Source organism: Streptomyces sp. NPDC052114, from assembly GCF_040680155.1.
GTDB lineage: Bacteria > Actinomycetota > Actinomycetes > Streptomycetales > Streptomycetaceae > Streptomyces.
In genome coordinates, this window is the sequence record NZ_JBFAWC010000004.1 from 467,505 (window position 1) to 490,935 (window position 23,431).

A 23,431-nucleotide genomic window follows, 5' to 3' on the forward strand; every position below is an offset into this window, starting at 1 on the left:
TGCCCGGGGCCTGACGGTTTTCGGGCATGCCGCACGGCGCCCTGTGCGCGAAGAGCGGGCGCTTGCCGACGGCCCGGTGGAGTGCCGACGGTTTTCCGATGGAACGCGTGGCGGCCGTCGGCAGAACGCATCGCGTGTGACGGTGTGTCGGTGCCACGAATGAGGCGGGAACTCACACGGTCGCGACGCCGTGCCGCCCGTTAGCGGACGGGCCATAAACGGAATTCGAGATTTCGGTATCGCGCCGATCCGTCGGGCACCGAAAACGGCCGTGGAACGCCACCGCGCACGCCTCTGGGCGCGGGACGGGGCGGGCACGGCATCGGGGAGAGAGCACCGGCGTGATCGCGTGACGGATCAGCGGTGGGCGGCCCCGGTCCGGCGGACTGCCCCGACTCATGGCCTCAGCGGCCGCGGCCTCCCGGTCGGGGCGGCTGCGAGGAGCGGTGCCAGGACTTCCGCGCGGACCTCGGCGCGGCGGGAGCGGACCTCGCCGCGGCCGGAGCCGGCCCGGACACCCGGTGGCAGGGCTCCTCCTGGGAGCCGCCGACAAGGCGGGACGGGGGGACGGGCCGGACGTGGCGGCCTTCGCGCCCTCCCCGCGCGCGCCCGACCGACACGGTCGTCGCACCCGGCGACGGGTCCCCCTCTTGCGAAAGATCACAGGCCCCTGACGGGACCATTTCGTTGGATCGCCATAAAGACAGCTGCCCGAAGGTGATGCGCCCCCGGTCGATGACGGACTGCTGCACGTTCCGAACCTCGCAGAATTCGACATCCCGACGCAGCGGATGTGGCAGCATCGCCGAAAAACGACCGCAAGGGTATCCGCGCCTCAGCCCGGAAGTTCGAGCGAGACGGATACCACCAGCGAAGCCGATACCCCCCCACACCCCGTCGAGTGGATCGACTGGTGCCAAGACATGTACAGATCGACCAACCGTGCGGGTTTTCCTCGACCCGCATCCTGTTGGACCTCCAGAGCCTAAGAGTTTTGGACAACTTGCGTCAACCATTCATCAGTTGTGTGCAGGAACTATCCCAAGGGGAACGGAAGAAGTGGCTTTTTAGTCATCTCGACGGGCAATGTCCCGGGGCCCGGCGGGCAAAGCACCGGGGATCCACCGCACCTCACCGCTCCCCCGCGGCGGGGAAGGGGGCAGGGAATAATGCACGCAAGAGCAGAACGCGGGGCCCGGCCCGCCCGAGTTCGCACCCGGGAAGACGCGCAGCCGAGTGGAGGCCGCCCACATGATCACGCACAGGCACGCCGGACGGGGACACGCCGGAGCCCCCGCATGACCGGCGGCACCGCCGCGCGGCTCGACGGGCGGGTCGAGCGCGGGAACCAGACCCGGCGTCTCGTGCTGCGCCGCACCGTCGACATCGCGTCCGTCGAGGGCCTGGACGCCCTCTCCCTCGGACGCATCGCCACCGAGCTGAAGCTGAGCAAGAGCGGGGTGTTCGCCCTCTTCGGCTCGAAGGAGGAACTCCAGCTGGCGACCATCAGGGCCGCCGGGCGCATCTTCCTCGACGCGGTGGTCGAGCCCGCCCGACAGGAGGCGCCCGGCATCGGGCGGGTGCGGCAGCTGTGCGCGCACTGGCTGGCGTACTCGGAGCGGCGGATCTTTCCCGGCGGCTGCTTCTTCCACGGAGTGATCGCCGAGTACGACGCCCGCGAGGGCGCGGTGCACGACGCGCTGGTCCGCGCCGACCGCGACTGGACCGCGCAGGTGGAGCAGTGCCTCGCCGAGGCCGTCGACACCGGCGGGCTGCACGCGGACACGGACGTCCCCCAACTCGCCTTCGAGCTCATCGCCTTCCTGGAGACGGCCAACGCTCACTCGGTCCTGCACGACGAGCCGGCCGCGTACCGCAGGGCGGCGGCGGCCATCACGCACCGGCTGCGGGCCGCGGCGACGGACCCGGCGGGCCTGGCCGCGCTCCCCTGACCAACTCCGGCCTTCCGACGACACCTTGGGACGTCACCGGCCCGGTGGACCGGCACCACCATCCGGCCGTGCGTATCGCGAGAATTTACCTGCACGACCGTTCGTTTAGTTTTATGCTCGGCCCATGCCTTCACCGACCTTCCTGCGCGCCCGATGGCGGACCGGCCCCGCCGCACACCCCCAAGGGCCCGTCCTCGTCAGCCTCACCGAGTTCACCGCCCGCCGCGGCCGCCTGCTCCCCATCGCCCTCTCCGGACTGCGCCTGCGCCGCGCCTGGCCCCGCCTGCCCGGCGCCGTCGGGATGTGGCTGTGGGCCGACCCGCTCCGCGGGCGCTCGGGGTCCGTCTCCGTCTGGGTGGACGAGGCCTCGCTGCACGGCTTCGTCGCCCACCCCGACCACCTGCGGACCGTCCGCGCGCACCGCGGCCACGGCACCATGCGCGCCACCGTCTGGACCACCGAACAGCCCGCCCCGGACGCCGTGTGGGCGTCGGCCCTCGGCCTCCTCTCGGACCCGGCCCCGTGGCCCGCGCCCACCAAGGAGACGAGGCCCTCATGACGTACCGGACACAGAACACCGGCCTCCTCGCCCTCGACCGCGTCGCCGTCCAGGAGTCGCTGCGCGTCCTCGCCGCCGCCCGCGACGCGGCGGACTGGGAGCGCCCCACCCCGTGCGCGGGCTGGACCCTGCGCCGGCTCGTGGCCCATATGACCGCCCAGCACCACGGTTTCGCGGCCGCCGCGCGTGGCGTGGGGGCCGACCGGACGTACTGGATCGAGCAGGACCTCGGCGGCGACCCGCGGGAGCGGTACGCCGAGTCCGTGCGGCACGTCCTCGCCGCCTTCGCCGAGGACGGCGCGGCCGAGCGGTCGTTCACGCTCCCGGAGCTCGGCGGGGCCTTCCCCGGCCGCGTCGCCGTCGGCTTCCACCTCGTCGACCACGTGGTGCACGGGTGGGACGTCGCACGCTCCCTCGGCGTGCCGCTCGACCTGCCCGGGGAGGTCGTCGACGCCGCGCTCGCCGTCGCGCGCCGGGTGCCCGCGGGGCCCGAACACCGTGGCCCCGGCGCCGCGTTCGCGCCGCCCGTCCCCGTCCCGGAGGGCGCCTCGCCGCTGGACGAGACGCTGGCCCTGCTGGGCCGGACGCCCGCACCGGTCGCGTACGACGTCTCGCGCCGCTGAACGCCCCGCCCGTATCTTCCGTACTCCCCGGTATCACCGGCGGCACCGGAGCACCACGGGAGGCACCTTGCGGCGCGTCAACGGCACGGCTCTGATCATCGCGGCACTCCTCGCCACGCTGGGGGCGATCGCGTTCCCCGTGTGGTCGTACGCCGACCGCTCCGGCACGGGACCCGCCAATCTGGCCGCCGGTTCGGTGCCCACCCGGTGGGGCCCGCTGTCGGCGGCCGACCGCGATCTCCTGGTGAAGGTGCGGCTCGCGGGGCTGTGGGAGATACCCGCCGGGCAGCAGGCCGTCGAGCGCGCGCCGACCGAGGCCGTCAAGGAGGCGGGCGACCACCTCATCGTCGGCCACACCGACCTGGACCGGCGGGTCCGTTCGGCCGCCGGACAGCTCGGCGTGGAGCTGCCCAACCAGCCCAACGCCCAGCAGCAGGGCTGGCTGAAGGAGCTGACGGAGGCGAGCGGCGAGACGTACCAGCGCAAGTTCGCGAATCTGCTGCGCGTCGCGCACGGCAAGGTCTTCGCCGTCATCGCCCAGGTGCGGGACAGCACCCGCAACTCGCTGGTCCGCCAGCTCGCCACGGACGCCAACCAGACCGTCCTGGACCACATCACGATGCTGGAGGCCACCGGGCTCGTCGACTTCGACGACATCGCCAACGGCGCCGCGGCGGGCGCGACCGCGAGCCCGACCGGACCTCCCCCGCCCTCCGGGGGCACTCCCCCGGAGCCGTCGCCTGCGGGCCCCCGCGGCAGTGTGCCGACGACGTCCCGCCCCTCGCCCCCGCCGCCCGGCACGGTCGACACCGGGCGCCCAGAACCTCAAATGTAGCTCTGAACGTCTCCTCCCGAGGGTTCGTACGACCCCGTCCCGGCCATGGTCCTGGGGACGGGGGACGAAGGGGGAGGCACATGCAGCGTCTGGGAACGCGCCCGGGGACGGAGAGCGGCACGACGACGGGGCCCGGCACCACGGACACCGGCGCCATGGGGACCGGCACCACGCACGGCGGCCCGGGGCTGCGCCTCGGCACCGGCATCGGCTGGCGGCCCGAGATCGCGGACGCCGTGGAGGCCATGCCCGGCATCGACTGGGTCGAGGCCGTCGCGGAGAACCTCTGCCCCGGGCATCTGCCCGACTCCCTGCTGCGGCTGCGCGAGCGCGGGGTGACCGTCGTGCCGCACGGCGTCTCGCTGGGCCTCGGGGGCGCGGACCGCCCCGACGGGGGCCGGCTGACCGCGCTCGCCGAGCGGGCCGAGGCGCTCGGCGCCCCGCTGGTCACCGAGCACATCGCGTTCGTACGGGCGGGGGGCGCCCTCACCGCGACGCAGCCGCTGGAGGCCGGGCACCTGCTGCCGGTGCCGCGCACCCGCGACGCGCTCGACGTGCTCTGCGAGAACGTCCGCATCGCGCAGGACGCGCTGCCCGTGCCGCTCGCCGTGGAGAACATCGCGGCGCTGATCTCCTGGCCCGGCGAGGAGATGACGGAGGGTCAGTTCCTGTACGAGCTGGCCGACCGGACCGGCGTACGGCTGCTCATCGACGTCGCCAACCTCCACACGAACCACGTCAACCGCGGCGAGGACCCGGCGAAGGCGCTGGACGAACTGCCCGTCGAGGCCATCGCGTACGTCCATGTGGCGGGCGGCTTCGAGCGGGACGGCGTCTGGCACGACAGCCATGCGCACCCCGTGCCCGAGCCGGTCCTCGCGGTCCTCGCCGACCTCGCGTCCCGGGTCAGCCCGCCCGGTGTCCTCCTGGAGCGCGACGAGAACTTCCCCGAACCGGCGGAGCTGGAGCGGGAGTTGGCGGCGATACGGGCCACGGTGACGACGGCCGGCGCACGGTCGGCGGAGCCCCGCACCGCGCGGCGCGACGTGCCGCCCGCCTCCGCGGACGCCCGCCAGCGCACCGCCCTCGCCCAGGCCGCCCTGCTCTCCTCGCTCGTCGCGGGCACCCCCGTGCCGGAGGGCTTCGACCACGCGCGCCTGCGGGTGCAGAGCCACGCCCTGGCCGCCAAGCGCGCCGACGTCGTCGCGAAGGTCGCGCCCGAACTGCCCCGCATCCTCGGCACGGCGTACCGCGCCGACTTCCTCGCGTACGCCCGGACCCGCCCCATGACGGGCGGCTACCGCCATGACGCGCTGCACTTCGCCGAGCACCTGCTGCTCGCGGACCGGCCCGAGGACGAGGCGGCCCGGGAGGAGCTGGGCCGGTGGTGGCGGGAGCGCTCGGGTCCCGCGCCGCTGTCCCGGCGGCCCACCGCCCGGCTCCTGGACGCCGCCCGCCGGGCCCTCGGGCGGTGACGTCATGAGCGCCGCGGGCGTCGTCTACACCATCGCCGTCTCGCTCGTCGCCGCGGAGCTGATCCGGGGCGTGGCGGCGGCCCGTCGCACCAGGTCCCCGTACCAGGCGAGACAACCGCTGGATCCCGAGCACGGCGTCTACGTCCGGGGCACCCTGGAGGCCGCGTTCCTCTCCGGCGGGCCCGCCCGCGCCGCCGACGCGCTGATCGCGGGCCTGCACGAGGACGGCAGGCTGACCGTCGCGGGCCCCGGCGTCGTCGGCATCACCCGCCCCGTGGCCAGGAACGCCGCCGAGCAGGCCGTCGTCGACGCCCACGCGGCGGCGCCGAACGGCGCGCTGCACTGGCTGCGGGCGGGCGTGATGCGGAGCCTGCCCGTGCAGGAGACGGGCGAGGCGCTCGCCCGGCGCGGCCTCGTCGTGCGGCCGGGCCGCCAGCACAAGTGGCGGCGCTGGGCCGGGGCGCTGGTCGCCCTGAGCTTCTTCGGCTTCGTGGTGTCGGCCGTGACCACGCTGCTGCTGGCGGCCGACGCCCCCGCCCCGGGCGACTACACGGCACCGGACCGCTTCGACTCGCTGCCCGTCGACATCGCGCAGCTGGTGCCCGGCCTCGTCTTCGGCATGGCGACCGGCCTGATCTGCCTCTCGATCACCTCGAAGCAGCTGACCGTCGCCGGGCGGTACGCCCTGCGCGAGTACGTCGCCTCCTCGGGCCACCTCACGGGCGCCGCGCACCTGGTGGCGGTCCGCGGCCTCGCGGCGGCCCACCCCGACCTGCGGCCCCAGCTGGTCGCCGCGGCCAGGGTCCGCACCCCGGCGACGGCGCCCGCGGGCCCGCACCCCGCTCCGTACCAGGATCCGAGCGGGTGGAACGGGGGCGGCGGCACGTCCGTCTGGTGCGGGACGGGCGGCGGGGGCGGGTTCGCCTGCTCGGGCGGCGGGGACGGCGGGTCCTCGTGCTCAGGGGGCGGCGGGTCGGCGTGTTCGAGCGGCGGGGGCTCGGCCTGCTCCAGCGGCGGCGGGTCCTCGTGCGGCGGGGGCGGGGGCGGGTCCTCGTGCGGGGGCGGGGGCGGCGGTTCCTCCTGCGGCGGAGGCGGCGGAGGCGGCGGGTCCTCATGACGAAGGCGGCCTCCCGCCTTCTGGGGGCGCACGCCCACGCCGTCAACCGACGTGCCCCGTACGGCGGTTGACGTACTCCCCGCCGTATCGGACCGCGCCCCGCCCGGGGCGCACTAACGTGCGGTGCCGCAACAGGAGGCACCATGCGATCCCGAATCATCAACGGCACCGGCCTCATCGTCGCGGGTCTCGTCGCGACACTGGCCGCACTGATCTTTCCGCTCTGGTCCTACGAGGACCGCTCGGGCACCGGCCTCGACCGGCTCAACGCCGAGACCGTGTCGACCGACTTCGGACCGCTGTCCGCCCTGGACCGGGAGTTCATCACGAAGGTGCGCCTCGCGGGCCTGTGGGAGATGCCCGCCGGGCAGCAGGCCGAGGAGCGCGGCACCACGAAGGCCGTGCGGACCGCGGGCGAGCACCTCGTCGAGGGCCACACGTTCCTGGACGCGCGCGTACGCGAGGTCGCGGCCCGCCTCAGCCTGGAACTGCCCAGCCAGCCGAACGACCAACAGCAGGGCTGGCTGCGGGAGTTGAGTGCGGCCCGCGGCGAGACGTACAACGAGAAGTTCGCGAACATCCTGCGCCGCGCGCACGGCAAGGTCTTCGCCGTCGTGGCCGAGGTGCGCGCGAACACCCGCAACTCGCTGGTGCGCGAGCTGGCCGACGACGCGAACACGACCGTCCTCGACCACATCACGGTCCTGGAGAAGACCGGCCTGGTCGACTTCGACGGCCTGGCGCGGGACGCGGCGACGGCGGCCCCGGGCCCCGTGACCCGCTCCCCGGCACCCCCCGGCCCGACGGCCTCCCCCGACTTCGCCACACCCGTCACCCCCTCCCCCACCTTCCCTCTGCCCCCGGCCGCCTCACGCCCGAAGCCACGGAAGCCGGACCCGGCCCCCGAGCAGGGGAAGGGACAGAAGGGACAAGGAAAGAAGGGGACGAAGGAGCGGGAGAAGAGGGAGTCCCGCGACCTGCGGGGAAAAACGGAACGTTACCTACCCGTCACCCCGCGTCCACATGGTGAATAAACCATGGCGCCCGGCCGCTCCTTCGCATAGAACACCGCCATGTTCTGGGTTCCCCTGCTCCTGATCGCCTGGGCCGCGACCGGCCTGTCCTGCGGTCGCCTCTGCCTGGCCACGAGCCGCGCCGCCGCACAGGAGCGGGCCGCGGTCCCCGGGCACGAACTCACCCTCTACGAAGCCGCCTTCCTGTCCGGCGGCCCCTCCCGCGTGGCCGACGTGACGCTCGTCGCGATGGCCAGGGCACGGCGGCTCCTGATCGCGCACACCGGCTGGGCGACCGTGGTCGATCCGGTGGGCCGCGACGACATGGAGCGCTCGGTGCTCGGCGCGATCGGCCCCGCGGGGCAGTCGCGGATAGCGCCGATACGCCGGGGCGCGGCGGCCGCCGACCCGGTGCGGGCGCTCGCCGACCGGCTCGTCGTGGCGGGCCTCGCCGTTCCCGACGGACTGGGCTCGGGCGTCGCGGCCGCGGTGCGCCAGGTGCGGGCCGCGGCGGTGGTCGTCCTCGCCCTCGGCACCGTCGCGGTGCTGCTGCCGACACAGGAGCGGCCTGCCGAGGGGCAGGTGCCGGTGGGGCTCTGGTTCGCGCTGCCGCTGATCCTGTGCGTGGCCTGTCTGGTCATCGCGCGCGTCGAGGTCCACCCCTACACCCGGTGGGCGTCCCCCGCGGGCCAGCGCCTCCTCGGCACGCTCTCGACGCACGGCGACCACCTCACCGCCGTGGCCGTGCGCGGGGTCCGCGCGACGGGCGATCCCGGCCTGCGGGCGGCCTTCTCCCACCGCGGCCCCGGCGCATCGGCCCAACGGCGTCATTGACGGGCTGATCGGGCCGACACCGGCGACACCGGCAGGCCGGTGCTTTACTTCGCGAAACACCGCACGAATCATCCCCTTTATTGATCACCGCCCGGAACGCACGGCCGGACATGAGGGGTAGACAAGCGCGATGAGAGCAGCAGCCGCCCGCTACGGAACCGCCGGATCCTTGGTCCTGACCGCCCTCGTCGCCGCCCCCGCGGGAAGCGCGAGCGGCACCACGCCCACCCCCGAGGCCCACGGCACCGTCCTCGCCGCCCAGCGCGCCGAGGCCGCCGGAATCCGCTGGGGCGCCTGCGCCGAGGCCGAAGGACTGCCCCCGTCGGTCCGCTGCGGCACCGTCTCCGTCCCGCTCGACTACGCCCGGCCCGACGGACGGCAGATCAAGCTGACCGTCAGCCGCACCAAGGCGACGGGCGGCGACCGGGGCAAGAAGACCGCGCGCCAGGGCGCGCTCGTGTTCAACCCGGGCGGTCCCGGCGCGTCCGGCACGTACTTCCCGCTGGTGGGCGTCATGCCCGAGTGGAAGCGCATCGCGGCGGCGTACGACCTGGTCGGCTACGCCCCGCGCGGCGTCGGCCGCTCGGCGCCGCTGTCCTGCCAGAACCCCAAGCAGTTCGCCAAGGCGCCCACGCAGGCGCCGACCCACCCCGACGCCTCGTACAAGCGGGAGCGCATCGCGCAGGCGCAGTCCTACGCGCGCGGGTGCGCGGCCCGCAACCCCGGGCTGCGGCACTACACGACGCTGAACAACGCGCGCGACCTGGACGTGCTGCGGGCCGCGCTCGGCGAGCGGAAGCTGACGTTCATGGGTGCCTCGTACGGCACCTACTTCGGAGCCGTCTACGCGACGATGTTCCCGTCCCACGTGCGCCGCATGGTCTTCGACTCGGCGGTCGACCCCGACCCCGCGCAGATCTGGTACGACAACAACCTCGACCAGTCCGCGGCCTTCGAGCGGCGCTGGGCGGACTTCCGCACGTGGGTGGCCAAGCACGACAAGACGTACCACCTCGGCGCGACGCCCGAGGACGTGCTGCGCAGCTACGAGAAGGTGCGCGCCGAGCTGGCCCACAAGCCGGCGGGCGGCAAGGTCGGCCCCGGCCAGTTGCAGGCCGCCTTCCTCAAGGCCGGGTACTACGACGACTACTGGCCGACGCGGGCGTCGGCGCTCTCCGCGTATCTGAAGGGCGACCCGAAGCCGCTCATCGAGCAGGCCGCGCCCGAGCCGAGGGGGGCCGTCGAGGAGGAGAACGGCAACGCCGTCTACACGGCCGTCGAGTGCAACGACGCGCCCTGGCCCACGGACTTCCGGATCTGGGACCGCGACAACTCCCGGCTCGCGCGCGTCGCCCCCTTCGAGACCTGGGACAACGCCTGGATGAACCTGCCGTGCGCCTACTGGTCCGCGCCCCGGCAGCAGCCGGTCGACGTGGGGACGGCCGAGGGCGCGCTGCCGCCCACCCTGATCCTGGCGGCCGAGCGGGACGCGGCGACCCCCTACGAGGGCGCCAAGGAGCTGAACCGAAGGCTGGCCGGCTCGGTCCTGGTGACCGAGGAGGGCGCGGGCACGCACGGCATCGGCGCCGGGCCCAACCAGTGCGTCAACGGTCACCTGGACGCGTATCTCCTGGAGGGCACCGTGCCGGTGCGGCGCGCGGCGTGCGCGCCGCACCGGGAGCCCGAGCCCCTGACGGGGGAACGGGCCGCGGCGCTTCCCAAGGACCTCTGAGCCCGTCGCCGCGCCCCTTGGGGGGCGCTCAGAGCGCGCCGAGCCGTTCCAGCGGGAACGGCGGCTGTGCCAAGGGGCGGACCGCCAGCCGCGTCAGCGGCAAGGCGTTGTCGTCGCCCGCCGTGCGATTCGCGTGCAGGACACCGCAGTGGGTGCAGCGGTGGACGAGGACCCATTCGCCGTCTCCGCGCACGGAGATGGCGAGGGGTTCCATCCGGGCGCCGCAGTCCGCGGCCCGGTCGCCGGGGGTGTCGTCGAGGTGACGGCTCCACAGGCAGTTCGGGCAGTGGTTGCGGTGGCCGGTGCCGGGCGCGGTCGTCGGGACGTCGAGACCGCAGTGCAGACAGCGGAAGGACCGGGCGCGTGCTTCAGTGCGCGCCCGCCTGGACGTGTTGCGGGACATGGTCGGAGTGACTCCTGAGCAATGCGGAAGGGGGTGGGCTCGAAGGATTCCGCAGGGCCCTGGGCATACACTCACCGGCTTTCTGGTCCACGCACACGAAAGGCCGGGCCCCAGTCGGCCCGACCTCTCGATGAAACCCGCACCGGGCGGGCGCGGCAAGCGAATTACCGGCTAGGCGAGACCCGCCACCAGCTCGGCCACGGACTTGCGGCGGCCGGTGTAGAACGGCACCTCTTCGCGGACGTGCATCCGGGCCTCGGAGGCGCGCAGGTGACGCATGAGGTCGACGATGCGGTAGAGCTCGTCGGCCTCGAAGGCGAGGATCCACTCGTAGTCGCCCAGCGAGAACGAGGCGACCGTGTTGGCGCGCACGTCGGGGTAGCCGCGGGCCATCTTGCCGTGGTCGGCGAGCATGCGGCGGCGGTCCTCGTCGGGCAGCAGGTACCAGTCGTAGGAGCGCACGAAGGGGTAGACGCTGACGTAGTTGCGCGGCGTCTCGTCGGCCAGGAAGGCCGGGATGTGCGACTTGTTGAACTCGGCGGGGCGGTGCAGCGCCATGTTCGACCAGACCGGCTCCAGGGCGCGGCCCAGCTTGGTGCGCCGGAAGAGGTTGTAGGCCTCCTGCAGCTCGTCGGCGGTCTCGGCGTGCCACCAGATCATGACGTCGGCGTCGGCGCGCAGCCCCGAGACGTCGTACGTGCCGCGGACCGTGATGTCCTTGGCGGCCAGCTGGTCGAACAGGTCCTGGACCTCGTCCGCGTAGCCCGCGCGGTCCTCGGGCAGCGCGTCGCGCAGCTTGAAGACGGACCACAGCGTGTAGCGGATGACCTCGTTGAGGTCCTTGGCCTTCTTGCCGGCGTTCTGCGTCTTGCCGACGGGCGGATTGGCGGGGGCGTCGTCACTCATGCGGCTATTCTCCTCCGCCGCCGTGCAGACTCTGCACCGGGTTCCGGGTGAGCTCCTGCACACCGGCGAGGTCACCGGCCAGCTGGTCGACGGCGGCGTTGGCGCTCGCGATACAGGCGGGGATGCCGACGCCGTCGTACGCCGCTCCGCAGACCGCGAGGCCGGGCAGCGCGGCGACGTGGGCGCGGATGCGGGCCACGCGCGCGTGGTGGCCCACGGGGTACTGCGGGAGTCCGTCGTTCCAGCGGGTGACGCGGGCGGCGACGGGCGTGGCGGTCAGGCCGGTGGCCGCGCGCAGGTCGTGCCGGGAGACCTCGACGAGCTCGGCGTCGTCGCGCTCCAGGATCTTCGTCTCGCCGTAGCGCCCGACGGAGGTGCGCAGGACGAGCAGGTCCGGGTCCTGGCGGTCGATCCAGCCCCACTTGCGGCTGGCGAAGGTGGACGCCTTGATGGTGTGCCCGTCGACGGGCGGCACGAGAAAACCACTGCCTTCGGGGAGGTCGATCTCGTCGCGCCGGTAGGCGAGGGTGGTGAGCGCCATGGAGGCGTACTCGACGGTGCGCAGCTCGGCGGCCGCGGCGGGCGCGACGGCCGCCAGGAGGTGCGCGGCGGCGGGCGCGGGCAGGGCGACGACGACGGCGTCGGCTTCGTAGAGGCCGTTCTCGGTGACGACGCGCCAGCCGTCGGGCGTGCGCAGCAGCTCGGTGACCGGCGTGTTGGTCAGAATCCGGGCGCCACGCGCGCGCAGCGACCCGGCGACGGCAAGCGGCAGCTGTCCGATGCCGCCGTCGATGCCCATGAAGACGGGCCCGGTCTGCTGGTTGCGCGCAGCGCGCGCCTGGATGTCGCGGACGCCCTCGGTGAGGGAGGTGTGCGTGCGGGCGGCCTCGAAGAGCTGCGGGACGGCCGAGCGCATCGAGATGCGGTACGCGTCCCCGGCGTACACCCCGCCGAGCAGGGGCTCCACGAGGCGGTCGACGACCTCGCGGCCCAGGCGCGCGGCGACGTACTCACCGACGGCGACGTCGTCGCCGACCTCGGTGGGCGGCAGGTCGCGGTCCTGCCCGATGCGGCCCAGGCCCTCTTCGGAGAGGACACCGGCGAGGGCGGAGGCGTCGCCGGGCACGCCCATGACGTGGCCCTTGGGCATGGGGCGCAGGGCGCCGCGGGTCCAGATCGCGGCGGTCGCCGTGGCGGGCGGCTGGAGGCGGTCGGCGAGGCCGGTCTCGCGGGCGAGCGCGACGGCCTCGGGGCGGCGGGCGAGCATCGACTCGGCGCCGAGGTCGACGCGGACCCCGGCGATCTCGCCGGCGTGCAGTTTGCCGCCGAGCCGGTCGGAGGCCTCAAGAAGGGTCACGCGCGTCGCCGTCCCGGCGGCGAGCAATCGGTGCGCGGCGGCCAGTCCGGCGATCCCGCCCCCGATGACGACGGCGTGGCCGCTGCCCGTTCCTGTGTCCGTTGCGCGCATGCCCCCACTCTCTCAGACCGGCGAGTCCTGACCGTGACCGCATCGGGACCCGTCGGCAACCATCGTTTCGCCCCGGTCCTGCGTCGTAGGAGCACAGTCACCACGTCCCTCGGGGGGTACGCCGATGCACACGTCCAGCAGGTCCACTTACCGCCCGCCCCGGCACCGCACCGTCTCGGCCCTCCTCGGGCTCCTGCTCGCGCTCGCGCTGGCCGTCACGGGCTGCTCGGCGGCCGGGGGCGACAGCGACAGCGGGGGCGGCTCCGACGACAAGGCGGCGGGCGCCGAGGCCGGGCGGAAGGGGGCCGCCGACGCGGGCGGCGGCGGGTCCGAGGACTCCCGGGCCGGTCAGTCCGGCGCGAAGAAGCCGCCGAAGGCCACCGGCACGCACATCATCCGCACCGCGAAGCTGACGGTGCGCGTCAAGGACGTGTCCGGCGCCCTGGCGGACGCCCGCGCGGCCGCCGAGGACGCGGGCGGCATCGTGGGGAACGAGAACACCACCCGCGACTCCGACGGCCGTGAGCGCAGCCGCGTCGTCCTGCGCGTCCCGCAGGACAAGTACGAGGACGTCCTCGCGTCCCTGGAGGGCACCGGCAAGCTGCTCGACCGCGAGGCCAAGGCCGAGGACGTCACCGACCAGGTCGTCGACGTGCAGAGCCGCGTCGCGTCGCAGCGGGCGAGCGTGGCGCGCGTGCGCGAGCTGATGGACAAGGCGACGAAGCTCAGCGATGTGGTCACGCTGGAAGGGGAGTTGAGCACCCGTCAGTCGGACCTGGAGGCGCTCCTGGCCCAGCAGGCCTCGCTGAAGGACCGCACGAGCATGGCGACGATCACGCTGTCGCTCACCGAGGGCCCGGCGAAGGCGGTCGCCCAGGACGACGATCCGTCGTTCGTGGACGCGCTCGCGGGCGGCTGGGGCGCGTTCGTGACGATGCTGCGGTGGATCGCCGTCGCGCTCGCCGCGGTGCTGCCGTTCGTGGCGGTGGCGGCGCTGCTGCTGGTGCTGTGGCTCCGGGTCGTGCGGCCCCGGCTGCCGCGCCGTGGGGCCGCGGCACCCGCCGGGATCCCGGCCGTGCCGCCGGTGCCGCCGGCCGCCGGGGGCGGGCGGGGCGACCAGGACTGACCGATGTCCGCGCCCCCGGTGGGGCGCGGCGCCCGGCCGCCGTAGCGTGTGCCCATGAGCAGCACACGTGAGCGATTGGTGGTCATCGGGGGCGACGCGGCCGGGATGTCGGCCGCGTCGCAGGCACGCAGGCTGAAGGGCCCGGACGAGCTGGAGATCGTCGCGTTCGAACGCGGCCACTTCACCTCGTTCTCGGCCTGCGGCATCCCCTACTGGGTGGGCGGCGACGTCGAGGAGCGGGACGCGCTGATCGCGCGCGGCCCCGAGGAGCACCGGGAGCGCGCGATCGATCTGCGGATGCGCACGGAGGTGGTCCGCATCGACGTCGCGGGCCGCCGCGTCCTGGCCCGCGACCTCGAAGCGGACGAGGAGTACTGGACGTCGTACGACAAGCTCGTCATCGCGACCGGGGCGCGGCCGATCCGTCCGGCGCTGCCCGGCATCGACGCGCCCGGCGTGCACGGGGTGCAGACCCTCGACGACGGCCAGGCCCTGCTGGACACCCTGGCGCGGACCGAGGGCCGGCGCGCGGTGGTGATCGGCGCGGGCTACATCGGCGTCGAGATGGCGGAGGCGCTGATCAACCGCGGCTACCGGGTCACGGTCGTCAACCGCGGCAAGGAGCCGATGTCGACGCTCGACGCGGACATGGGCCGCCTCGTGCACGAGGCCATGTCGGGCATGGGCATCGAGATGGTGAACGACGCCGAGGTCACCAAGATCCTCACGGGCGACGGCGGCCGGGTCAGGGCGGTGGCCACGGAGGACGCCGAGTACCCGGCGGACGTGGTGGTGCTCGGCATCGGCGTCCGCCCCGAGACCGGCCTCGCGCGCGAGGCGGGCCTGCCGCTGGGCGAGCACGGCGGTCTGCTCACCGACCTCGCGATGCGGGTGCGGGGGGCCGCGGCGGGCGGGGTCGTCTGGGCGGGCGGCGACTGCGTGGAGGTCCTCGACCTGGTGTCGGGGCGCGAGCGGCACATCGCGCTCGGCACGCACGCGAACAAGCACGGCCAGGTCATCGGGTCGAACGCGGGCGGGGGTTACGCGACGTTCCCGGGTGTGGTCGGCACGGCGGTCAGCAAGGTGTGCGACCTGGAGATCGCCCGCACCGGCCTGCGCGAGAAGGACGCGCGGGCGGCGGGGCTCCAGTACGTGACGGTGACCATCGAGTCGACGAGCCGGGCCGGTTACTACCCGGGCGCGGCCCTGATGACGGTGAAGATGCTGGCGGAGCGGCGCACGGGCAGGCTGCTCGGCGTGCAGATCGTCGGCCGCGAGGGCGCGGCCAAGCGCGTCGACATCGCGGCGGTGGCGCTGACGGCGGGCATGACGGTGGATCAGATGACGGCGCTCGACCTGGGGTACGCGCCGCCGTTCTCCCCCGTCTGGGACCCGGTCCTGGTGGCGGCGCGCAAGGCGGTGGCGGCGGTCCGGCGGGCGGGCTGAGATTTCGGCCCGCGGGAGCTCCCGGCCCGCGGGCCGGCCCGCCTCCGGCCGCGGCCGACGTGCGAAAAGGGTCCCTGTCCGGTCGGACAGGGACCCTTTTCGGTCATCTTTCAGACGGCGGTGCGCGTGTGCACGTACTCGACGAGGCGGGTCAGCGCCTCGGGGTCCGTGGTCGGCAGGACGCCGTGGCCGAGGTTGAAGATGTGGCCCTCCAGGCCGCTCGCGGCGGCGAGCACCTCGTCCGTCTTGGCCTCGACGGCCTCGCGGGTGGAGAAGAGGACGGCCGGGTCGAGGTTGCCCTGGAGCGCCTTGCCGGGGCCGACGCGGCGCACGGCCTCGTCGAGCGGTACGCGCCAGTCGACGCCCACGACGTCGGCGCCGGCCTCACCCATCAGCCCGAGCAGCTCACCGGTGCCGACGCCGAAGTGGATGCGGGGCACGCCGTAGGAGGAGACGGCGTCGAAGACCTTCGTCGACGCGGGCATCACGCGGCTGCGGTAGTCGGCGGGCGACAGGGCGCCCACCCACGAGTCGAAGAGCTGCACGGCGCTGGCGCCCGCCTCGATCTGCACCTTCAGGAAGGCGCCGGTGATCTCCGCGAGGCGGTCGAGCAGGTCGGCCCACAGCTGCGGGTCGCCGTACATGAGGGCCTTGGTGTGCTCGTGGTTGCGGCTCGGGCCGCCCTCCACGAGGTAGCTCGCGAGGGTGAACGGCGCACCGGCGAACCCGATGAGCGGCGTCGACCCGAGCTCGGCGGTCAGCATGCCGATCGCCTCGGTGACGTAGTGGACGTCCTCCGGGGTGAGGTCCCGCAGCTGCGCGAGGTCGGCGCGCGAGCGGATGGGGTTCTCGACGACGGGCCCGACGCCCGGCTTGATGTCGAGGTCGATCCCGATCGCCTTGAGCGGTACGACGATGTCGCTGAAGTAGATCGCCGCGTCGACGCCGTGGCGGCGCACCGGCTGCAGCGTGATCTCCGTGACGAGGTCGGGGCGCATGCAGGACTCCAGCATGGCCGTGCCCTCGCGAACCTTGCGGTACTCGGGCAGTGAGCGCCCCGCCTGGCGCATGAACCAGACGGGCGTGTGCGGCACGGCCTCGCGCCTGCAGGCCTTCATGAAGGCGGAGTCGTACGTCGCTGCGTTCTGCCGGCCCTCGGGGCGACGGCTGTCATTGGCACTCACGCGGAAAGTCTCGCACGTTGACCGGGGACCCCCTGACGGGTGTCTCTCCCTGCGCGAAGGCGCGGTTCCCCTTAACCTTCCCCGCATGGCTGCGGCTCAGGAACAACGGTCGGACGGCGCTGGCGAGATGGAGAGTTCGGAGGGAAAGGTGGCGGATTCGACTCCGCTGCCCTTCCGCGCGGCGGTCGACGCGCTACGGGGGGCACGGCTGCGGCCGGAGATCGAGATCGACCCGACGCGGCCGCCGCAGCGGCTCGCGCCGTACGCGTACGCGTTGGAGGCGGCGGTCGTCGAGGACGACGAGGACCTCGCGGACGGGCGGCTCGTGCTGCTGCACGACCCGTCCGGGCACGACGCGTGGCAGGGCACCTTCCGGCTCGTCACCCTCGTGCGGGCGGAACTGGAACCGGAGATGGCGGCGGACCCGCTGCTGCCGGAGGTGTGCTGGTCCTGGCTGACCGGGGCGCTGCGCGCGCGGGGGCTCTCGGCGGGCGAGGCGAGCGGCACGGTGACACGTGCGGGGTCGCACTACTTCGGGGGCCTGTCCGAGCGGCCGCCCGCCTCGCAGATCGAGATCCGCGCGTCGTGGACCCCCCGCGAGGGGTCCGGCGGGGTGCCGGACGCGGGGGCGCATCTGGCGGCGTGGTGCGATCTGCTCTGCCAGGTCGCGGGGCTGCCGCCGACGGGTCCCGGGGACGGGTCCGTGGTGTCGCTGCCGCAGCGAAGAGGACCGCTTTCCCCTTGAGGTCCGGGCTGTTGCCGGATGGGGCCGTCGCGGCTGCGGCGGCCCCACTCTTTTGAGGGACGGCGGGGTCACCCGGAAGGGCCCGTGTTCGGTTCGATCTTCGGATGATCGAGCACATGTCCGAATTGCCCGGATTCAGGCTCATCAAATCGTGATCATTCTCTAAAGGCCGACGGGTTTGCTGCCGAAGAGGTTTGTGACCTTGAAAAGCACGGTTCGTCCCGGCTTCATCCCCGAGCCGGTGCCCGTCCCGCCACCCCAGGAGGCCTGGTGTCCGTTCTCCTCGAGCAGCCCGCAAGCCTGGTCGCCTACCGCCCGAACAAGCCGACCGCCATGGTCGTCGTGGCCGACCCCCGCGTCCGTTCCACCGTCACCCGCCACCTGTGGGCGCTCGGTGTACGCGACGTCATCGAGGCCTCGTCCATCGCGGAGGCTCGTCCCCGCATCGGCAACCCCCGGGACATCTGCGTCGCAGACGTCCACCTCCCCGACGGCTCCGGCCTGACGCTCCTGTCCGAGACCCGCGCCGCGGGCTGGCCCAACGGCCTCGCCCTCTCCGCCGCCGACGACATCGGTGCCGTGCGCAACGCCCTCGCGGGCGGTGTGAAGGGTTACGTCGTCACCGGCACCCGTACGAACGTCGGACTCCCCACCCGCCCCGGCGCCGCTCCGATCGGCTCGGCCGCCGCCCGAATGCACCGCCGCCCTCCGGGCACCCCGAGCCACCCCGGCGGCTACCGCGAGCTGTCCGGACGTGAGGTCGAGGTGCTCCGCCTCGTCGCGGAGGGCCAGTCCAACAAGGCCATCGGCGTCTCGATGGGCCTGTCCGCGCTGACCGTGAAGAGCCACCTCGCCCGCATCGCGCGCAAGCTCGGCACGGGTGACCGGGCCGGGATGGTGGCGGTCGCCCTGCGCACCGGAATCATCCACTGACTGATTTACAACCCTCGCGCGCCCGTCGACGGAACGTTCCGTCGACGGGCGCCGTGCATACACAGATACCCTTGACAGGTGACCGACGCCCAAGAGACCGCAGCAGACAGCTCACTGCGAACCACCGGAGGCGGCCCTCCGGACGACGTCGAAACGGCGCCGATCCCCTTGCTCGAGCCGCGTGACGGCGTGCCGCCGGTGATCGCCGACGAGGAGACCCTCGCCGCGACGATCGCCGCGTTCGCCGCCGGCACCGGCCCCGTCGCCGTCGACGCCGAACGCGCGTCCGGCTACCGGTACGGCCAGCGGGCCTATCTCGTCCAGCTCCGCCGCGAGGGCGCGGGCACCGCGCTGATCGACCCCGTCGCCTGCCCCGACCTGTCCGGGCTCGGCGAGGCCATCGGCGACACGGAGTGGGTGCTGCACGCCGCCACCCAGGACCTGCCGTGCCTGCGGGAGATAGGCATGGTCCCCGCGCGCATCTTCGACACGGAGCTGGCGGGCCGGCTCGCCGGGTTCCCCCGGGTGGGGCTCGGCGCGATGGTCGAGAGCGTGCTCGGCTTCGTCCTGGAGAAGGGGCACTCCGCCGTCGACTGGTCGACGCGCCCCCTGCCCGAGCCCTGGCTGCGGTACGCGGCGCTGGACGTCGAGCTCCTCGTCGACCTGCGCGACGCCCTGGAGAAGGAGCTCGACCGGCAGGGCAAGCTGGAGTGGGCCCGCGAGGAGTTCGACGCCATCGCCTCCGCGCCGCCCGCGCCGCCCCGCAAGGACCCCTGGCGCCGGACGTCCGGCATGCACAAGGTGCGGCGGCGTCGCCAGATGGCGGCCGTGCGGGAGCTGTGGACCGCGCGCGACCGGGTCGCGCAGCGGCGTGACGTGTCGCCGGGCAAGGTCCTGAGCGACGGCGCGATCGTCGAGGCGGCGCTCGCCCTGCCGCCGAACGTGCACGCGCTCGCGGGGCTCACCGGCTTCGGGCACCGCATGGGGCGGCGTCAGCTGGAGCAGTGGCAGGCCGCGGTCGACCGTGCGAAGGCGCTGCCGGACTCGGAGCTTCCGCAGCCGGGGCAGGCGGTGAGCGGGCCTCCGCCGCCGCGGTCCTGGGCGGACCGGGACCCCGCCGCGGCGGCACGGCTCTCCGCGGCGCGGGCGGCGGTCTCGGCGCTGGCCGAGCAGCTGCACATGCCGCAGGAGAACCTGATCACTCCGGACACGGTCCGGCGCGTCTGCTGGGAGCCGCCGGCCCAGGTGAACGGGGATTCCGTGGCGGCCGCCCTTGCCGGGCACGGGGCTCGGCAGTGGCAGATCTCGCTCGTCACGCCCGTTCTGGTGACGGCTCTCGGCTGACTGCCGGTCGTCGCGCGTTCAGGCCGCCGCTTCGCGGCGAAGACCTTTCCCACCCGCCCACCCAACACTCCGCACCGAGCGGCGAACCGGGTGGGCGGGTGGTTCGCGTCGCGGGCCGGGGGAGGCCCCGTTGCGGGCCGGGGGTCCCGTGGTGCCCACCCGTTCCGCACGACGGAACGGTGGGCACCACCCCGGTGCCGAGTTCCGATCGGAGGCATCGACGAGTGTGACCTTCGCCTCGCCAGAGCGGCACCCGGCGGGCCTTGGCCGCATAGTTACCGACAAGTAGGGTGGACTGCGGAAGCGCGCCGGCAGGCGCACCGCACCCTGGAGGAGAGCCATCGTGCCTCGTACCGTCAGGGACGTCGTCTTCGTGGACGGCGTCCGCACCCCGTTCGGCAAGGCGGGCCCGAAGGGCATCTACCACGAGACCCGTGCCGATGACCTCGTCGTGAAGGCCATCCGGGAGCTGCTGCGCCGCAACCCGGACCTCGACCCCGCCAAGATCGACGAGGTCGCCATCGCCGCGACCACGCAGATCGGCGACCAGGGCCTGACGATCGGCCGCACCGCCGGCATCCTCGCCGGACTCCCGCAGTCCGTGCCCGGCTACTCCATCGACCGCATGTGTGCCGGTGCCCTGACCGCCGTGACCTCCGTCGCGGGCAGCGTCGCCTTCGGTGCGTACGACATCGCCGTCGCCGGCGGTGTCGAGCACATGGGCCGCCACCCCATGGGCGAGGGCGTCGACCCGAACCCGCGGTTCGTGAGCGAGAAGCTCGTGGACGAGTCCGCGCTGTTCATGGGCATGACGGCGGAGAACCTCCACGACCGCTACCCGAGCATCACCAAGCAGCGCGCCGACGAGTACGCGGTGCGCTCGCAGGAGAAGGCCGCCAAGGCGTACGCCGACGGCAAGATCCAGGCCGACCTCGTGCCGATCTCCGTACGCCGGACCAACGCGGAGGCCGGTGAGACCGGCTGGGGCCTCGCCACCGCCGACGAGCCGATGCGTCCGGGCACGACGCTGGAGAACCTCGCGGGCCTCAAGACGCCGTTCCGTACGCACGGCCGCGTCACCGCGGGCAACGCCGCCGGTCTGAACGACGGCGCCACCGCCTCGCTCATCGCCTCCGAGGAGTTCGCCCGCGAGAACGGCCTGCCGGTCAAGATGCGGCTGGTCTCCTACTCCTTCGCTGGCGTCGAGCCCGAGGTCATGGGCTACGGCCCGATCCCGGCGACGGAGAAGGCGCTGGCCCAGGCGGGCCTGTCCATCTCCGACATCGGTCTCTTCGAGATCAACGAGGCCTTCGCCGTGCAGGTGCTCGCCTTCCTGGAGCACTACGGCATCGCCGACGACGACGCGCGCGTCAACCAGTACGGCGGCGCCATCGCGTTCGGCCACCCGCTCGCCTCCTCCGGCGTACGCCTGATGACGCAGCTGGCGCGGCAGTTCGAGGAGCAGCCGGAGGTCCGCTACGGCCTCACGACCATGTGCGTCGGCTTCGGCATGGGCGCCACGGTCATCTGGGAGAACCCCCACCACAAGGACGCCGGAGGCGAGAAGTGAGCACCACGACCACCGCTGAGCTTCTGAAGGGTGCGGCCGAGCTGTTCCCGGACGAGGTCGTCACGCAGGCGCACGTACGCCACCTCGACCTCCCGGCGGGCGCGGGCCGCTTCGCCCTCATCACGCTGGACAACGGCTTCGACCACACCAAGCCGACCACCTTCGGCCCGGCCTCGCTGGCGAACCTCGACGCCGCGATCGACCAGGTCGAGAAGGAGGCGGCCGAGGGCGGAATCGTCGGCGTCGGCATCACCGGCAAGCCGTTCATCTTCGCCGTCGGCGCCGACCTCAAGGGCGTCGAGCTGCTCAAGCACCACGAGGACGCGCTCGCCATCGGCAAGGGCGGCCACGAGGTGTTCAAGCGCCTCTCGGGCCTCGCCGTGCCGACCTTCGCGTACTACAACGGCGCCGCCATGGGCGGTGGCGTCGAGGTCGGTCTGCACTGCACCTACCGCACCGTCTCCAAGGCGCTGCCCGCCTTCTCGCTGCCCGAGGTCTTCCTCGGCCTGGTCCCGGGCTGGGGCGGCTGCGCGCTGCTCCCGAACCTGATCGGCGCCGACAAGGCCGTCTCGGTCATCATCGAGAACTCGCTGAACCAGAACCGCCAGCTCAAGGGCAAGCAGGTCTTCGAGCTCGGCATCGCCGACGCGATCTTCGAGGGCGCCGACTTCCTGGAGCAGTCGCTGATCTGGACCGCGTCGGTCCTCGGCGGCACGACCGAGGTCGTCCGCCCCGAGATCGACCGCGGCGAGGGCTGGGACGCCGCCGTCGCGCGCGGCCGTGCCATCGCCGACTCCAAGGTGCACGGCGCCGCCCCGGCCGCGTACCGCGCCCTGGAGATCATCGCGGCCGCCAAGGACGGCGACCTCCAGCAGGGCTTCGACGCCGAGGACACCGCGCTCGCCGACCTCATCATGGGCGGTGAACTGCGCGCGGGCATCTACTCGTTCAACCTCGTGCAGAAGCGCGGCAAGCGCCCCGCCGGCGCCCCGGACAAGAACCTGGCGCGCCCGGTCACCAAGGTCGGCGTCGTCGGCGCCGGTCTGATGGCCTCGCAGCTCGCGCTGCTGTTCCTGCGCCGCCTGGAGGTGCCGGTCGTGCTGACCGACATCGACCAGGAGCGCGTCGACAAGGGCGTGGGCTACGTCCACGAGGAGATCGACAAGCTGCTCCTCAAGGGCCGCGTCAACCAGGACAAGGCGAACCGCCTCAAGGCGCTCGTCTCCGGTGTCCTGGACAAGGCCGAGGGCTTCGCCGACGCCGACTTCATCATCGAGGCCGTCTTCGAGGAGATCGGCGTCAAGCAGCAGGTGTTCGCCGAGGTCGAGGCCGTCGCTCCGGCGCACGCGATCCTCGCCACCAACACCTCCTCGCTGTCGGTGAGCGAGATGGCGTCGAAGCTGAAGCACCCCGAGCGGGTCGTCGGCTTCCACTTCTTCAACCCCGTCGCGATCCTGCCGCTCCTGGAGATCGTGCGCGGCGAGCAGACCGACGACGCCTCGCTGGCCACGGCCTTCGGCGTCGCCAAGAAGCTGAAGAAGACCGCGGTGCTCGTGAAGGACGCCCCGGCGTTCGTCGTGAACCGCATCCTGACCCGCTTCATGGGCGAGATCCAGAACGTCATCGACGAGGGCACCCCGGTCGCCGTCGCCGAGAAGGCCGTCGAGCCGCTCGGTCTGCCGATGTCGCCGCTGGTCCTGCTCGAACTGGTCGGCCCGGCCATCGGTCTGCACGTGTCGGAGACGCTCAACCGCTCCTTCCCGGACCGCTTCACGGTCTCCCCGAACCTCGCGGCCGTCGTCAAGGCGGGCAAGCGCGGCTTCTACGTGTACGACAGCGGGAAGCCGGAGCTCGACCCGGAGGTCGCCGCCCTCCTGAAGCAGGGCGACTCCGTCCTGACCGAGGAGCAGGTCCGCGACCGCGTCCTGGACGCCGTCGCCCAGGAGATCGGGCTCATGCTCGACGAGGGTGTCGTCGCCGAGGCGCAGGACATCGACCTCTGCCTGATCACCGGCGCGGGCTGGCCCTTCCACCTGGGCGGCATCACGCCGTACCTGGACCGTGAGGGCGTCAGCGAGCGGGTGAACGGCAAGCGGTTCCTCGCGCAGGGCGTGGCGAGCGTCCCGGCGTAACGCCGCCGCACATCGCCTCGACACGGCGGGGCCG

19 protein-coding genes and 1 pseudogene are annotated in these 23,431 nt (G+C 73.3%); 16 read left to right on the forward strand and 4 right to left on the reverse strand.

What is annotated here, in order from left to right; genetic code table 11:
• Positions 1-1,298 precede the first annotated feature (1,298 nt).
• The 9 genes and pseudogenes from AB0L89_RS11905 (at position 1,299) to AB0L89_RS11945 (ending at position 10,140) form a co-directional block, all read left to right on the forward strand.
• The gene (locus AB0L89_RS11905) at positions 1,299-1,952 is read left to right on the forward strand and encodes a TetR/AcrR family transcriptional regulator (RefSeq protein ID WP_365138319.1); all 654 of its coding nucleotides are present in this window, start codon (positions 1,299-1,301) and stop codon (positions 1,950-1,952) included.
• A 124-nt stretch (positions 1,953-2,076) separates the two neighbouring features.
• Complete coding sequence (locus AB0L89_RS11910) at positions 2,077-2,511, forward strand: hypothetical protein (protein WP_365138321.1); 435 nt, start codon at positions 2,077-2,079, stop codon at positions 2,509-2,511.
• Complete coding sequence (locus tag AB0L89_RS11915) at positions 2,508-3,134, forward strand: TIGR03086 family metal-binding protein (protein ID WP_365138324.1); 627 nt, start codon at positions 2,508-2,510, stop codon at positions 3,132-3,134. Before AB0L89_RS11910 ends, AB0L89_RS11915 begins: the two co-directional genes overlap by 4 nt.
• Positions 3,135-3,201: 67 nt before the next feature.
• Positions 3,202-3,969: a DUF4142 domain-containing protein gene (locus AB0L89_RS11920; RefSeq protein ID WP_365138327.1), complete on the forward strand. Its 768-nt coding sequence runs from the start codon at positions 3,202-3,204 to the stop codon at positions 3,967-3,969.
• A 155-nt stretch (positions 3,970-4,124) separates the two neighbouring features.
• Complete coding sequence (locus AB0L89_RS11925) at positions 4,125-5,444, forward strand: DUF692 domain-containing protein (protein WP_365138580.1); 1,320 nt, start codon at positions 4,125-4,127, stop codon at positions 5,442-5,444.
• 4 nt (positions 5,445-5,448) lie between these two features.
• Positions 5,449-6,561, forward strand: a complete 1,113-nt coding sequence (locus tag AB0L89_RS11930) for a TIGR04222 domain-containing membrane protein (protein WP_365138330.1) — start codon at positions 5,449-5,451, stop codon at positions 6,559-6,561.
• A 143-nt stretch (positions 6,562-6,704) separates the two neighbouring features.
• Positions 6,705-7,445, forward strand: a pseudogene (locus AB0L89_RS11935) (DUF4142 domain-containing protein); the annotation flags it as partial.
• Positions 7,446-7,634: 189 nt separating this feature from the next.
• Entirely contained in the window at positions 7,635-8,408 is a 774-nt protein-coding gene (locus AB0L89_RS11940) for a TIGR04222 domain-containing membrane protein (protein WP_365138333.1), read from the forward strand.
• A gap of 130 nt (positions 8,409-8,538) precedes the next feature.
• A complete protein-coding gene (locus AB0L89_RS11945; RefSeq protein WP_365138336.1) occupies positions 8,539-10,140 on the forward strand; it encodes an alpha/beta hydrolase in 1,602 nt (533 codons plus the stop codon).
• 28 nt (positions 10,141-10,168) lie between these two features.
• On the opposite strand, the gene AB0L89_RS11950 is transcribed toward AB0L89_RS11945, so the two are convergent.
• The 3 genes from AB0L89_RS11950 to hemG form a co-directional block, all read right to left on the reverse strand.
• Entirely contained in the window at positions 10,169-10,543 is a 375-nt protein-coding gene (locus AB0L89_RS11950; protein WP_365138339.1) for an RNHCP domain-containing protein, read from the reverse strand.
• Between the two features lie 171 nt (positions 10,544-10,714).
• Positions 10,715-11,449 (reverse strand): hydrogen peroxide-dependent heme synthase, encoded by a 735-nt coding sequence (hemQ, locus tag AB0L89_RS11955; protein ID WP_365138342.1) that lies wholly within the window; start codon positions 11,447-11,449, stop codon positions 10,715-10,717.
• Positions 11,450-11,453: 4 nt separating this feature from the next.
• On the reverse strand, positions 11,454-12,917 hold the full coding sequence (gene hemG, locus AB0L89_RS11960) for a protoporphyrinogen oxidase (protein ID WP_365138345.1): 1,464 nt from the start codon (positions 12,915-12,917) through the stop codon (positions 11,454-11,456).
• A 124-nt stretch (positions 12,918-13,041) separates the two neighbouring features.
• On the opposite strand from hemG, the gene AB0L89_RS11965 reads away from it, so the two are divergent.
• Both AB0L89_RS11965 and AB0L89_RS11970 read left to right on the forward strand, forming a co-directional pair.
• Positions 13,042-14,043, forward strand: coding sequence for a DUF4349 domain-containing protein (locus AB0L89_RS11965; RefSeq protein ID WP_365138348.1), 1,002 nt, complete (start codon positions 13,042-13,044; stop codon positions 14,041-14,043).
• A gap of 54 nt (positions 14,044-14,097) precedes the next feature.
• Entirely contained in the window at positions 14,098-15,489 is a 1,392-nt protein-coding gene (locus AB0L89_RS11970) for an FAD-dependent oxidoreductase (protein WP_365138351.1), read from the forward strand.
• Between the two features lie 110 nt (positions 15,490-15,599).
• On the opposite strand, the gene hemE is transcribed toward AB0L89_RS11970, so the two are convergent.
• Positions 15,600-16,673 (reverse strand): uroporphyrinogen decarboxylase, encoded by a 1,074-nt coding sequence (gene hemE / locus AB0L89_RS11975; RefSeq protein WP_365138354.1) that lies wholly within the window; start codon positions 16,671-16,673, stop codon positions 15,600-15,602.
• A gap of 85 nt (positions 16,674-16,758) precedes the next feature.
• Between hemE and AB0L89_RS11980 the strand changes: the two genes are divergently transcribed.
• The 5 genes from AB0L89_RS11980 (at position 16,759) to AB0L89_RS12000 (ending at position 23,397) form a co-directional block, all read left to right on the forward strand.
• On the forward strand, positions 16,759-17,418 hold the full coding sequence (locus AB0L89_RS11980; RefSeq protein WP_365138357.1) for a DUF3000 domain-containing protein: 660 nt from the start codon (positions 16,759-16,761) through the stop codon (positions 17,416-17,418).
• Between the two features lie 270 nt (positions 17,419-17,688).
• Positions 17,689-18,351 (forward strand): response regulator transcription factor, encoded by a 663-nt coding sequence (locus AB0L89_RS11985; protein ID WP_016643199.1) that lies wholly within the window; start codon positions 17,689-17,691, stop codon positions 18,349-18,351.
• Between the two features lie 78 nt (positions 18,352-18,429).
• On the forward strand, positions 18,430-19,695 hold the full coding sequence (locus tag AB0L89_RS11990) for a ribonuclease D (protein ID WP_365138361.1): 1,266 nt from the start codon (positions 18,430-18,432) through the stop codon (positions 19,693-19,695).
• Positions 19,696-20,038: 343 nt separating this feature from the next.
• Positions 20,039-21,265 (forward strand): acetyl-CoA C-acyltransferase, encoded by a 1,227-nt coding sequence (locus AB0L89_RS11995; protein WP_365138364.1) that lies wholly within the window; start codon positions 20,039-20,041, stop codon positions 21,263-21,265.
• Positions 21,262-23,397 (forward strand): 3-hydroxyacyl-CoA dehydrogenase NAD-binding domain-containing protein, encoded by a 2,136-nt coding sequence (locus AB0L89_RS12000; RefSeq protein WP_365138367.1) that lies wholly within the window; start codon positions 21,262-21,264, stop codon positions 23,395-23,397. The genes AB0L89_RS11995 and AB0L89_RS12000 overlap by 4 nt, the downstream gene beginning before the upstream one ends.
• Positions 23,398-23,431: the final 34 nt, after the last annotated feature.

Excerpts from the sequence above, each read along its gene's own strand:
- AB0L89_RS11905 (WP_365138319.1), top strand. The coding sequence starts at position 1,299 with ATGACCGGCGGCACCGCCGCGCGGCTCGACGGGCGGGTCGAGCGCGGG.
- AB0L89_RS11910 (WP_365138321.1), top strand. The coding sequence starts at position 2,077 with ATGCCTTCACCGACCTTCCTGCGCGCCCGATGGCGGACCGGCCCCGCC.
- AB0L89_RS11915 (WP_365138324.1), top strand. The coding sequence starts at position 2,508 with ATGACGTACCGGACACAGAACACCGGCCTCCTCGCCCTCGACCGCGTC.
- AB0L89_RS11925 (WP_365138580.1), top strand. The coding sequence starts at position 4,125 with ATGGGGACCGGCACCACGCACGGCGGCCCGGGGCTGCGCCTCGGCACC.
- AB0L89_RS11930 (WP_365138330.1), top strand. The coding sequence starts at position 5,449 with ATGAGCGCCGCGGGCGTCGTCTACACCATCGCCGTCTCGCTCGTCGCC.
- AB0L89_RS11940 (WP_365138333.1), top strand. The coding sequence starts at position 7,635 with ATGTTCTGGGTTCCCCTGCTCCTGATCGCCTGGGCCGCGACCGGCCTG.
- AB0L89_RS11945 (WP_365138336.1), top strand. The coding sequence starts at position 8,539 with ATGAGAGCAGCAGCCGCCCGCTACGGAACCGCCGGATCCTTGGTCCTG.
- AB0L89_RS11950 (WP_365138339.1), bottom strand. The coding sequence starts at position 10,543 with ATGTCCCGCAACACGTCCAGGCGGGCGCGCACTGAAGCACGCGCCCGG.
- hemQ (WP_365138342.1), bottom strand. The coding sequence starts at position 11,449 with ATGAGTGACGACGCCCCCGCCAATCCGCCCGTCGGCAAGACGCAGAAC.
- hemG (WP_365138345.1), bottom strand. The coding sequence starts at position 12,917 with ATGCGCGCAACGGACACAGGAACGGGCAGCGGCCACGCCGTCGTCATC.
- AB0L89_RS11965 (WP_365138348.1), top strand. The coding sequence starts at position 13,042 with ATGCACACGTCCAGCAGGTCCACTTACCGCCCGCCCCGGCACCGCACC.
- AB0L89_RS11970 (WP_365138351.1), top strand. The coding sequence starts at position 14,098 with ATGAGCAGCACACGTGAGCGATTGGTGGTCATCGGGGGCGACGCGGCC.
- AB0L89_RS11980 (WP_365138357.1), top strand. The coding sequence starts at position 16,759 with ATGGCTGCGGCTCAGGAACAACGGTCGGACGGCGCTGGCGAGATGGAG.